The organism is Ensifer adhaerens, from assembly GCF_020035535.1.
GTDB lineage: Bacteria > Pseudomonadota > Alphaproteobacteria > Rhizobiales > Rhizobiaceae > Ensifer.
In genome coordinates, this window is the sequence record NZ_CP083349.1 from 3,025,005 (window position 1) to 3,036,462 (window position 11,458).

10 protein-coding genes are annotated in these 11,458 nt (G+C 64.1%); 6 read left to right on the forward strand and 4 right to left on the reverse strand.

Translation table 11 applies throughout. The features are described 5' to 3' along the window. Window positions 1-70: 70 nt before the first annotated feature. Window positions 71-1,081, forward strand: coding sequence for an amino acid ABC transporter substrate-binding protein (locus tag LAC81_RS14870; RefSeq protein ID WP_223725416.1), 1,011 nt, complete (start codon window positions 71-73; stop codon window positions 1,079-1,081). Window positions 1,082-1,328: 247 nt separating this feature from the next. On the opposite strand, the gene LAC81_RS14875 is transcribed toward LAC81_RS14870, so the two are convergent. The 4 genes from LAC81_RS14875 to LAC81_RS14890 form a co-directional block, all read right to left on the reverse strand. Beyond that, window positions 1,329-2,216, reverse strand: a complete 888-nt coding sequence (locus LAC81_RS14875; protein ID WP_223725417.1) for a branched-chain amino acid ABC transporter permease — start codon at window positions 2,214-2,216, stop codon at window positions 1,329-1,331. Between the two features lie 24 nt (window positions 2,217-2,240). Then, window positions 2,241-2,978, reverse strand: coding sequence for an ABC transporter ATP-binding protein (locus tag LAC81_RS14880; protein WP_419195779.1), 738 nt, complete (start codon window positions 2,976-2,978; stop codon window positions 2,241-2,243). A 94-nt stretch (window positions 2,979-3,072) separates the two neighbouring features. Then, window positions 3,073-4,236 (reverse strand): ABC transporter substrate-binding protein, encoded by a 1,164-nt coding sequence (locus tag LAC81_RS14885; RefSeq protein ID WP_223725418.1) that lies wholly within the window; start codon window positions 4,234-4,236, stop codon window positions 3,073-3,075. A 21-nt stretch (window positions 4,237-4,257) separates the two neighbouring features. Then, on the reverse strand, window positions 4,258-6,135 hold the full coding sequence (locus LAC81_RS14890) for an ABC transporter permease subunit (protein ID WP_223725419.1): 1,878 nt from the start codon (window positions 6,133-6,135) through the stop codon (window positions 4,258-4,260). 179 nt (window positions 6,136-6,314) lie between these two features. On the opposite strand from LAC81_RS14890, the gene LAC81_RS14895 reads away from it, so the two are divergent. From LAC81_RS14895 to LAC81_RS14915, 5 genes are read left to right on the forward strand one after another with little or no spacing between them, the layout of a single operon-like run. After that, window positions 6,315-7,196, forward strand: a complete 882-nt coding sequence (locus LAC81_RS14895) for a MurR/RpiR family transcriptional regulator (protein ID WP_223725420.1) — start codon at window positions 6,315-6,317, stop codon at window positions 7,194-7,196. Between the two features lie 49 nt (window positions 7,197-7,245). Next, a complete protein-coding gene (locus tag LAC81_RS14900) occupies window positions 7,246-7,908 on the forward strand; it encodes an isochorismatase family cysteine hydrolase (protein WP_223725421.1) in 663 nt (220 codons plus the stop codon). A 32-nt stretch (window positions 7,909-7,940) separates the two neighbouring features. Then, entirely contained in the window at window positions 7,941-9,284 is a 1,344-nt protein-coding gene (locus tag LAC81_RS14905; protein WP_223725422.1) for a glutamine synthetase family protein, read from the forward strand. Window positions 9,285-9,302: 18 nt separating this feature from the next. Further along, window positions 9,303-10,121 carry an N-formylglutamate amidohydrolase gene (locus tag LAC81_RS14910; RefSeq protein ID WP_223725423.1) on the forward strand — a complete coding sequence of 273 codons (819 nt, stop codon included), beginning with the start codon at window positions 9,303-9,305 and terminating at the stop codon, window positions 10,119-10,121. Then, a complete protein-coding gene (locus LAC81_RS14915; protein ID WP_223725424.1) occupies window positions 10,118-11,428 on the forward strand; it encodes an aspartate aminotransferase family protein in 1,311 nt (436 codons plus the stop codon). Before LAC81_RS14910 ends, LAC81_RS14915 begins: the two co-directional genes overlap by 4 nt. Window positions 11,429-11,458 lie beyond the last annotated feature (30 nt).

The following is an 11,458-nucleotide window of genomic DNA, read 5'->3' on the forward strand; positions in this document are numbered from 1 at the left end:
GGCCGGGATGTGGACACATCCCGGCGGCGAAGACGCATGCCCTAAAAACATCAATGAGGAGAACAGGACAATGAAACTTGGAGTTCTAGCACTGGCGAGCGCAGCGTTCCTCGCCGGCACCGCCGCCAACGCCGGCATGCTCGACGTGATCAAGGAACGCGGCGAACTTCGCTGCGGCGTCAGCCAGGGCGTGCTCGGCTTTTCCGCGCCCAACGACAAGGGCGAATGGAGCGGCTTCGACATCGATTTCTGCCGCGCAGTGGCCGCTGCAGCGCTCGGCAATCCCGACAAGGTGAAGTACATACCGCTCTCCACCAAGGAGCGCTTCACTGCGTTGCAGTCCGGCGAGGCCGACCTGCTTTCGCGCCAGACCACCTGGACGCTGTCGCGCGACACCGATCTCGGCATGAGCTTCGTCGGCGTCAACTATTATGACGGCCAGGCCTTCATGGTGCGCAACGACCTTGGCGTGAAGAGCGTCAAGGAACTTTCGGGCGCCTCCGTTTGCACCGAGACCGGCACGACGACCGAGCAGAACATGGCCGACTATTTCGGCGCCAACAACATCCAGTACCAGGTGGTGGCTTTCGACAAAGCCGACCAGACGATCCAGGCCTTCAACACGGCACGCTGCGACGTCTATTCGACCGACGCTTCGGCGCTCTACGCCCAGCGCCTGACGCTGAACGATCCCGATCGTTTCGTCGTGCTGCCTGAAGTGATCTCCAAGGAGCCGCTCGGTCCGGCCGTCCGCCAGGGCGACGACCAGTGGTTCAAGGTCGTGCGCTGGACGCTGTTTGCGCTGACCGAAGCGGAAGAGCTCGGCATCACCAAGGACAACGCCGCCAAGCTTCTCGAGAACGGGACGACCGCCCAGAAGCGTTTCCTCGGCATCGAAAACGAAGCGGGTAAGTCGCTCGGTCTCGATCCGAAATGGGCCTACCAGGCGGTTTCCGCCGTCGGCAACTATGGCGAGATCTTCGAGCGCCACCTCGGCAAGGATAGCCCGCTCAAAATCGAGCGCGGCCTCAACAAACTCTGGAGCCAGGGCGGCCTGATGTACGCCCCACCGGCACGCTGATCCCGAGCAATTTCCGTCAGGAATTGCGCGAGAGATAAGCGCCAACGAGACGCCGCGGCCCTCCCCGCGACGTCTTTTCGTTTTTGGTCACCTTGGGAGCAGGCAGGTGCATCGCGCGATTTTTGGTGACTGAAATACTCACACGATCGGCTCCTCTATCCGCGTCACAATGACAAACGCCGCGACGGGCTTCCATCGCGGCGTTTCTGTCGGCATGAAGGCGGCCGATCTCCCGGCCGCTGTGTGCTTAGAGCTTGACGATCGTCTTGCGGGCAAGCAGGCCCTGGGGTGCAAAGAGCAACACGCCGATGACAAGCAGGATGGTGAAGGCATCGCGGTAGCTGAGCAGCCCTTCCGGCAGGTAGGCCTGCAGGAACACCTCGATAAAGCCAAGCAGAAATCCGCCGGCAACGGCACCCGACAGGCTGCCGAGTCCCCCGATGATCGCGGCGATGAAGGCTTTGAGCACCGGCAGGAAGCCCATCAGCGGATCGACGCTGCCGCGCTGCGCCACCCAGAGGATGCCGGCAACACCAGCGAGCAGGCCGGAGATCGCAAAGGCGGTGGCGACCACCGCATTGGCGCGGATGCCCATCAGCCGCACGATGGCGAAATCTTCCGAAGCGGCGCGCATGGCGCGACCGAGCACGGTCGTGCGCAGGAAGAGGTTGAGGCCGACGAGCATGATGATCGTGACGAGGATCGACGTGCCCTGGATGAGGCCGAGATGCAGGCCGCCGATCTCGATCGTGCCGGAAAAACTCTCGGGCATCGGCACTGGCTTCGGCCGAGCGGAGATGAAGTTCTGGAAGAGAACGCGCAGGATGGCGCTGACGGCGAAGCTCGTCAGGAGCAGCGTCGTGCCGCTGGCACCGCGCACCGGCCGAAAAGCGATCCGCTCCATCAGCATGGCAAGCATGATTGCAATCATCAGCGCGGCGCAGACCGCAAGCGGAAATGGTAGCCCCAACAACAGCGCGAAGCAGAGGCCGTAGCCGGCAGCCGTCATCAACTCGCCGTGAGCGAAGTTGATGAGCCCCATGATCGAGAAGACGACCGCAAGACCGAGCGCCAGAAGCGCATAGGTGCCACCGAGGCTGAGCGCATTGACGAGCTGCTGCAGGAACATGTCCATGAATTGACCCTCCACGCACTCGGCTCAGGCGCCGAGATAGGCGCCCTGGATTTCGGTTGAATTGCGAAGCTCGGCAGCCGTGCCCGAAAGCACGATCCGGCCGTTGGCCATGACGTAGCCGGTATCTGCGATCTCGAGCGAGAGCGACACGTTCTGCTCGACGAGCAGGATCGTCAGGCCCTTCTGCCGGAGACCGGCGATCAGGTCGAAGATCAGGTCCACCACCTGCGGCGCAAGGCCGAGCGAGGGTTCGTCGAGCAGCAGGAGGTCCGGAGACGACATCATCGAACGCGCGATCGCCAGCATCTGCTGTTCGCCGCCAGAGAGCGATCCGGCCTTCTGGGTGAGCCGCTCCTTCAGGATCGGAAAGCGCGACAGCATGTCTTCGCGCACCTCAGCGATCGCCCCGCGCGCCTTGTGCATGGCGCCACCGAGGAGCAGGTGTTCGTCGACCGTCAGGCTCGGAAAGATGCGCCGCCCCTCGGGCGTCAGCGTCATGCCGAGCCGGACGATCTGTTCCGGCGCAAGGCCCGAAATATCCTGGCCGTTGAACGACACGCGTCCCGCCTTCTTGCCCGCCAGGCCGACGAGCGAATTCAGCGTCGAACTCTTGCCGGCGCCGTTGGCGCCGAGCAGCGTGACGATCTGCCCCTTGCCGACGGTGAGGTCGACACCCTTCAGTGCCTCGACCGCGCCATAGGCGACCTTGAGACCGCTGACTTCCAGCAGCGGCTTCGAAACGGGAATTTCACTCATCATCATCGGGGCAAAGTCCTTGCCATGGATTGCGAAGCGCCTGTGGCGGCGACAGCAGAGGCAATCCCCGGCAAGACCGGGGATTGCCCTCTCCGTTCGATCACGGTGCCGGAATGTCGGCGGCAGCCGGAACGCCCTGGCTGATCAGTTCGCGGTTGCCGCCTTCGATGCGTACCAGTGACACGGAGCGAAGCGGCATCCCTTGCGTGCCGGCATAGGTGATTGGGCCGGTCACGCCCTGGACGTTTTCGAGCGAAGCGATGGCATTGCGGATCGCGACCGGATCGATGCTGTTGGCTTCCGTCACCGCCGCGTCGATTACCTTGCCGAGGTCATAGCCATTGGCGATGTAGACCGTGTCCGGCACCTGGCCGAATTTCTCCTTGTACTTCACGTTGAAGTCGGCGAGCGGGCTGCCTTCGCTGGCAAAGCCGGCGGTGGTGAAGACGACGCCGTCGACGGTCGCGCCGAGGCCGAACGTCGTCGGCGAGTCGATGCCGTCGCTGCCCAGAATCGGGATCGTCACGCCGGCGCCGCGCAACTGGCGGATGAAGGCCGGGAAGTCCGGCTCGTAGGCCGCCGTCATGATGACGTCCGGCGCCGGGTTCATCGCCTTGATCTTGGTGACCTCGGCGCCGAAGTCCTGCTGGCCCATGCTGAATGTGCCCTCGCCGAGCAACTCGCCGCCCTTGGCGGTGAAGGCTGCAGCGAAATACTCAGGCAGCTTCAGCGTGTAGGCGCTGTCGGGCGACTTCAGGATGTAGGCTTTCTTGTAGCCCTTCTCGGTGGCGTAGGTTGCAAGCACCGAGGCCTGGACGTTGTCGGCCGGATAGTTGCCGAACATGTAATCGCCGACGGCGAGCGGCATGGTGGGCGTTGTCGCGCAGAAGGAGAAGGCCGGGATCTGGGCGGCTTGGGTCACCTGGCCGGCGGCGATCGACGGATCGGCGTCGCAGGGTGTGATCATGATCTTGACGCCCTGGTCGACCAGCTCCTGCGCCACCAGCGCTGTCTGCGCCGCATCCGAGCGCGTATCCTTGGCAACGAGCTTGATCGGGAACTTGCCGGCAGCACCGCCGGCCGCGTTGATTTCCTCGACAGCCATTTCCAGGCCCTTCAGCGACGGCTGGTCATAGGGGGCAAGGCCACCGGTCTGCGCGGTCGCAAGACCGATCACCAGGTCTTCCGCAAACGCCGGCAGAGCCGACAGCGTGAGGCCACCGAGCATGGTGGTGAGGCACAGGGCCGTTACGTTGTTCTTCATCTGAAAAGTTCCCTCTCTTGATTATGCAGGATTGTGCAGGCCCGGCGCGCCGGACGGCAGACCGGGAACTTCCTCCTCGCCGCTTCGCGCCTGTGCCGATGAGCGGCGGCGGCCGATATAGGCCTCGATGACGGCCTGGTTGGCCTGGATTTCCGCCGGCGTGCCGATGGCTATCTGCTGACCCTTGTTGAGCACGACGACGACGTCGCAGAGCCGCATGATCAGCTTCAGGTCGTGCTCGACGACGAGCAGGCCGAGGCGATACTTCGTGCGGATGCGATCGAGGACATGCATCAGCTCCTCGGTCTCGGCTGGGTTCATGCCGGCGGCCGGCTCGTCGAGCAGCAGATAACGCGGCTTCAGTGCCAGCGCGCGGGCGATCTCCAGCCGTCGCTGCGCCCCATAGGAAAGCGTGCCGGCCAGCCTGTCGGCAAATTCCCCGAGGCCCACTTCCGCGAGCACCGTCAGGGCGCGGGCGGCCGGGTCTTCGCCATCGGCCTTCAAGGCGCTTGCCGCAACCGTGACGTTTTCAAGGACGGTCAGGTTCTTGAAAAGACGAATGTTCTGGAAGGTGCGAGCGAGACCCGCGACGGGAACGGCATGAACCGCAAGCGACGCAACATCCTGACCGTCGATCAACACGCGACCGCTCGACGGAGGAACAACGCCGGAAACGCTGTTGATCAGCGTCGACTTGCCGGCGCCGTTCGGACCGATCAGACCGGTGACGAGACCAGGCTTGATCTCGAAGTTGGCGTTCTCGAGCGCGACGAGACCCGCAAACCGCTTGCCGAGATTTTCGACTCGGAGCGTGCCTTGACCGGTTGCTGCACTGGCATCTGCCGGTACTGGGGTTCCGGCTTCGCCTTTCGAAGCGGCGCGCTTGAACCAGCCGAAGCGCTCGTCGAGTTCGCGCACGCCGAAAAGGCCGTCCTGCAGGCGGTACATGACGACGAGGATCGCGACGCCGATGCCGATATCGGTGAGGCCGAAGACGGTCGGCAGTTTCAGGAAGCCGAGATCGACGCCGCCTTCGAGCTTCCGCAGGAGTTCGACGATCAGCATGATCACGGCGGCGCCGCCGACGGCACCCGAGACCGTGGTGATGCCGCCGAGGATCAACATCGCCAGCAGCATGAAGGTCAGATTGAAGTAGAAGTCCTTGGGCGAAAAGGCGCCGAGGAAATGCGCCAGCAAGGCGCCGGCGGCACCAGCGAGTATTGCGCCCAGAACCCAGGCGAAGAAGCGGTGCAGCTTGACGTTGACGCCAACGGCGGTCGAGGCGATCTCGTCTTCACGCGACGCCCGAAGCTTCAGGCCGGCGCTCGAATCCCGATAGAGGCGCGCGACCGCGATGGCCGCAATGGCAAAGGGCAGCGCCACCCAGAGATTGACCGCGCGCGGGATCCCGAAAAACGTCTGGCTGCCGCGGGTGAAATCCGTCGAGGCGACAAGCACGACATGCACGATGACGAGGAAGCCGAGCGTCGCGATCGAGGCTGACGAGCCGCCAAGGCGCGCAACCGGAATGCCGATCAGCACCGCGACCAGAGCAACGACGACGAGGGCGATGGCAAGCGCCGGCAGGAAAGGCATGCCGATGCCCGCCAGCCATTCAGGCAGATGCGGCAGCGCCGTCTTCTGGATGATCGGGTTGAGTGTCAACAGGCCAGACGCATAGGCGCCGATCGCCATGAAGCCGACGTGACCGAAGGAAACGATGCCGGAATTGCCGGCGTAGATGCCGATGCCGAGCACGGCGATGACGTTGATCATGAACAGCGTCACCAGGCGCTCGCCGCTGCCCGGAAAGAACAGCGAGGCGATGACGGCGGCGGCCAAGAGCGGCAGCGACGTTACAAGGATACCAAAGACGGTTTCTCGCCTGACGCGCACCATCCGCACTCCCCCAAATTTTCGGCCCGCCTCGTGTTTTTGGCTCGGGCCCGTTCCCGAAATGAACGTTATCGCAGATCGATCAAATGTCAATCTTGTTTCAAAAAACATTCTCTGCTAGCAATTCTGTAACAAAAAGTAGAAATTGGGGTTCACGCCATCATTTTTGGGAGGCAGAAATCGTGGCAATCCGGGACCGACTGACAGACGGCGCGATCACCTTCACGCGCTCGGAACTGAAGATCGTGCGGCAGCTGTTGTCGAACTATCCGGCAGCCGGGCTGAACACGGTCGCGCATCTCGCCGCCGCCGCCGGCGTCAGCAATCCAACCGTCGTGCGCTTCGCCAACACGCTGGGCTTCGAGGGCTATCCGGAGTTCCAGAAGGCGCTTCTCAGCGAAGTGCAGGAGCGCATGAGTTCACCGCTCTCCATGCTCGACGAGCGGCGCCCGTCGCTGGAGCAGGAGAATTTTTACCAGTACTTCCTGCGCGCCAGCATCCATGCGCTGGAATCCTCGATGCAGATGCTGCCTTCGGAAGATTTCGAGGCCGCGGTCGACGCCGCCGCCGACATGAGCGCCCGCATCCACTGCCTCGGCGGCCGCTTCAGCGGCTTTCTTGCCGGCCTGCTCTGGTCGCACATGAAGCAACTGCGCGGCGATACGCGCTGGATCAACGGCAGCCAGGCCGACCAGGTCGACCAGCTCGTCGATCTCGGCAAGCGCGACGTGCTCTTCGTCTACGACTACCGTCGCTACCAGAACGACACGATCCGCTTTGCCCGCCAGGCAGCGACGCAGGGCGCGCGCATCGTGCTTTTCACCGACCGCTGGCTCTCGCCGATCGCCGATTTCGCCACCGTGACGCTGACGGCACCGGTCGACACGGTCTCGCCCTACGACACGATGGTGCCGGCGATTGCCCAGACGGAGGCGGTGATTGCGGCACTGACTGCCCGCCTTGCCACGCAATCGCGTGGTCGCATCGAGCGCATGGAGGAACTGCGCCGCGGCTATGCCATCACCGAGGACGCCTTCAATCCAGCCGTTGAAAACGACCGCTGACCCTTTCCGCCGCCGCCCTGGCGAACCAGACAACCCGAGGAGAATTCGAATGAGTGCAGTCACTGTAAAGGTTGGGGACGATCTCTTGAGGCGCGACAGCGCCTATGAGGCAGGCCGCACCTCATTGTTGTTCGTCGACATGCAGCGCATCTGGTGCGAGCCGAACCTCGACCCGACCCACCCGCAGGACGCCGACAGCTATTACCACAGGCGTCTGCGCCAGACCGTCATCCCCAACCAGGTGCGCATTCTGGAAGCGGCGCGAAAGGCCGGTTGCGAGGTGCTGCACACGATCATCGAAAGCCTGACGCTCGACGGCCGCGACCGCTCGCTCGACCACAAGCTCTCCGACATGCACGTGCCGAAGGGCTCGCCCGAGGGCCAGGTCATCCAGGAACTTGCCCCCATCGACAACGAGATCGTGCTGCCGAAGACGTCGTCGGGCGTCTTCAACTCGACCAACATCGACTACATCCTGCGCAATCTCAACACGCGCTATCTGATCATCGCCGGCGTCATCACCGACCAGTGCGTCGACATGGCCGTGCGTGACGCCGCCGACCGTGGCTACCTCGTCACCGTCGTCAACGACGCCTGCGCCACCTACAGCGAGCAGCGCCATGACGCGGCCCTTCGTGCCTACTCGGGCTACTGCTGGACGACCGACACGGACACCGTGGTCAGCCGCCTGAACGGCCTGCGCCAGGCCTAGACCGCCGCAAAGAACAAGTTGGAGGGGAATCCATGACCGAAACGAACAACGGCAAGGCGGCCGCCGAACTGACGGAACTCGCCACCTTCGTCACGACAGACATCGCCGGCATCACCCGCGGCCGCAGCTTCGCCGCGACCGAAATCGACAGCTACCTGCGCAAGGGCGTCGGCTGGGTGCCGGCCAACCTGGCGCTGACGCCCTTCGACCAGATTGCCGAAAACAATCCCTGGGGCTCGGCCGGCGACCTGCGACTGATGGCGGATCCAAGCAGCAAGGCGCGCGTCACCTGCCTGCCCGACGAGACGCCGCTGCATTTCTACCACTCCGACATCACCGACCTTCAGGGCAATGCCTGGGATTGCTGCGTGCGCAGCTTCCTGAAACAGACACTGAAGGAATATGAAGAGATCGGTCTCAAGGTCATATCGGCCGTCGAGCAGGAGTTCCAGCTTCTCGGCGTCGACTGGCCGGACGCCCCCTCCTTCGGCCTGCGCGCCCAGCGCCGCGCCGAACCCTTCGGCTCGCTGCTGATGACCGCCTTGCAGGAAGCTGGTGCCGAGCCGGAAATGTTCCTGCCGGAATACGGCAAGGACCAGTTCGAAATCACCTGCCGCCCTGCTGACGCGCTGACCGCCGCCGACCGCGGCGCCACCATCCGCGCGATCACCAAGGAAGTCGCCGCCCTCTTCGGCTGGAATGCGAGCTTCGCCCCGAAGACGGCGTCGAATGGCGTCGGCAACGGCGTGCATCTGCATGTGAGCTTCACCGATCTCGACGGCAATCCGGTGACATTCGACGCCTCGCGTCCCGGCAGGCTTTCCAAGGTCGCCGGCTCCTTTGCCGCCGGCGTCATCAAGCATCTGCCAGCGCTGACCGCGTTTACCGCTCCGTCGGTGCTTTCCTACATGCGGCTCGTGCCACACCATTGGAGCGCCGCCTACACCTGCCTCGGTGAAAAGAACCGCGAAGCGACGCTGCGCATTTGCCCGACGCTGGACCTGCCCGGCAGCAATCCGGCCAAACAGTTCAACATGGAGTATCGCGCCGCAGACGCCTGCGCCAGCCCGCACCTGTCTCTGGCCGTGCTTCTGAAGGCCGGCCTCGAAGGCATCAGGGCCGGGCTCGAACAGCCGCCCCTCATCAATTCCGACCCGTCCGATTTCTCGGCGGCAGAGCAGGAGAAGCTCGGCATCCGTCGCCTGCCCGCAAGCCTGCCGGAAGCGCTGGACACGCTTGCCGCCGATCCGGTCGTCACCGGCTGGTTCTCACGAGATTTTCTTGCCTGCTACGAGGCGATGAAGCGCAAGGAGATCGAGATCGTCGATGGGCTCTCGCCAGACGAACTCTGCGCCCGCTATGCAGCGGTCTACTGATTGACGGATGGGCAGCCCATGACCTCGACAACGGCCATCAAGAGCCTAGAGCCCGGCGCGCGACACGACCCGAGCGCACCGCTGCTGGCGATCGACGAACTGCCGCCCTATGCGGTCTTCAACCCGGACGGCACCTCGCCGATCCTGCTTCTGTGCGAACACGCATCGAACCGGATGCCACGCGCGCTCGGCGATATGGGGCTGCCGCTGCACGAGCGCCAGCGCCACATCGCCTGGGATATCGGCGCCATGGCGCTGGCTCAGCGCTTAAGCCTCAGCCTCGATGCACCATTGTTCTTCACCAACTACTCAAGGCTGGTGATCGACTGCAACCGGCCGCTTTCCGCCCCTTCGATGATCCCCGAGATCAGCGAGACGACGGAGATCCCCGCCAACCGAAGCCTGAGCGACGAGGAGCGGCAGCAGCGGATCGATACGCTGTTCACGCCGTTTGCTGAAGCGGTCAGCCGCCGTCTCGACCGGCTCGAGGGCGAAGGCAAGCGGCCCTTCGTCGTCGGCATCCACAGCTTCACGCCGGTCTATTTCGGCAAGCCGCGCCCCTGGCAGGCCGGCATCCTCTATCGTGACGCGGTCGATTTTGCCGGTTCACTGATCGGCGAGTTGGCCAGCGAAAGCCAGCTGACGATCGGCGACAACGAGCCCTACAACATCCATCCCGACGAGGATTATACCGTGCCGGTTCATGCCGACGCGCGCGGGTTGCCCGGCGTTTTGGTGGAAGTACGCCACGATCTGATCGATACGGATGCGGGCGTCGCCGCCTGGGGCGAGCGTCTCACCCGATGTCTGAAAGCCAGCATAGGGGGAGCCCGGTGACCGCACTCTACGAGAGAGACCAAGCGGCAATCGCCAACCTGCAGAAGCTGCGCTTCTTCCCGCTTGCCGTGACCGGCGGCCGAGGCGCGAAGCTCATGGAGGAAAACGGGCATGAACTGATCGACCTCTCCGGCGCTTGGGGTGCGGCCAGCCTCGGCTATGGCCACCCGGCGCTGGTCGAGGCGATCTCCCGTGCGGCTACAAATCCCGCCGGCGCCAGCGTTCTTTCTGCCGCCAACGGTCCGGCAACGGCGCTCGCCGAAAAACTGCTCGCGGCCTTTCCCGGGCCGGGCGGCGACAAGGTCTGGTTCGGTCATTCCGGATCTGACGCCAACGAGGCCATCTTCCGCGCTGTCACCAAGGCGACGGGCCGCAGCGGTGTCATCGCATTCGTCGGCGCCTATCACGGTTGCACCACCGGTTCGATGGCCTTTTCCGGCCATAGTGTCCAGGCAGGTGCTGCGAAGGCCGACGGTCTGCTCTTGCTCCCCTACCCCGATCCGTACCGGCCCTACCGTGAGGACCCGACGGGTGGCGCGATCCTCTCCGAACTGCGCCAACACCTGGAAGCGGCGCCCGAACAGTTCGCGGCCGCCTTCATCGAGCCGATCCAGTCCGACGGCGGCCTGATCGTACCGCCAGCCGGCTTCTTCAGGGCCTTTGCCGAAATCTGCCGTGAATACGGCGTGCTCGTCGTCTGCGACGAAGTGAAGGTCGGGCTTGGCCGCAGCGGCCGGCTGCATTGCTTCGAGCATGAGGATTTCGTTCCCGACATCCTGACCGTTGGCAAGGGGCTCGGCGGCGGCCTGCCGCTCTCCGCCGCCATCGGTCCGGCCAAGGTGCTCGATTGCGCCACCGCCTTTGCCATGCAGACGCTGCACGGCAACCCGATCTCGGCTGCCGCCGGCCTCGCGGTTCTCGAAACCATCGAGCGCGAGGGACTTGCGCAGGAAGCGGAGCGGAAGGGGCAACGGCTACGTCAGGGCCTGCGGCGTCTTGCCGAGCACCACGCTGTGATCGGCGACGTTCGCGGACGCGGGCTTGCCTGCGGGGTAGAGTTGATCACCGATCGGCAGAGCCGGACACCGGCTTCGCGGGAGACGGCCAAGCTCGTCTACCGGGCCTATGAACTCGGCCTCGTCGTCTACTACGTTGGCATGAACTCCAACGTCTTGGAGATGACGCCGCCGCTGACGATCACCGATCAGGACATCGACGCGGCGCTGGAGATCCTGGAGCAAGCCTTCGACGACGTCACCGCCGGTCGTGTTTCGGACACGGTGCTTGTGGACTTCGCCGGCTGGTAAGCCCTCGTCGGTTGCAGCAATGCCGCCGAC

Excerpts from the sequence above, each read along its gene's own strand:
- LAC81_RS14870 (WP_223725416.1), top strand. The coding sequence starts at position 71 with ATGAAACTTGGAGTTCTAGCACTGGCGAGCGCAGCGTTCCTCGCCGGC.
- LAC81_RS14875 (WP_223725417.1), bottom strand. The coding sequence starts at position 2,216 with ATGGACATGTTCCTGCAGCAGCTCGTCAATGCGCTCAGCCTCGGTGGC.
- LAC81_RS14880 (WP_419195779.1), bottom strand. The coding sequence starts at position 2,978 with ATGATGATGAGTGAAATTCCCGTTTCGAAGCCGCTGCTGGAAGTCAGC.
- LAC81_RS14885 (WP_223725418.1), bottom strand. The coding sequence starts at position 4,236 with ATGAAGAACAACGTAACGGCCCTGTGCCTCACCACCATGCTCGGTGGC.
- LAC81_RS14890 (WP_223725419.1), bottom strand. The coding sequence starts at position 6,135 with ATGGTGCGCGTCAGGCGAGAAACCGTCTTTGGTATCCTTGTAACGTCG.
- LAC81_RS14900 (WP_223725421.1), top strand. The coding sequence starts at position 7,246 with ATGAGTGCAGTCACTGTAAAGGTTGGGGACGATCTCTTGAGGCGCGAC.
- LAC81_RS14905 (WP_223725422.1), top strand. The coding sequence starts at position 7,941 with ATGACCGAAACGAACAACGGCAAGGCGGCCGCCGAACTGACGGAACTC.
- LAC81_RS14910 (WP_223725423.1), top strand. The coding sequence starts at position 9,303 with ATGACCTCGACAACGGCCATCAAGAGCCTAGAGCCCGGCGCGCGACAC.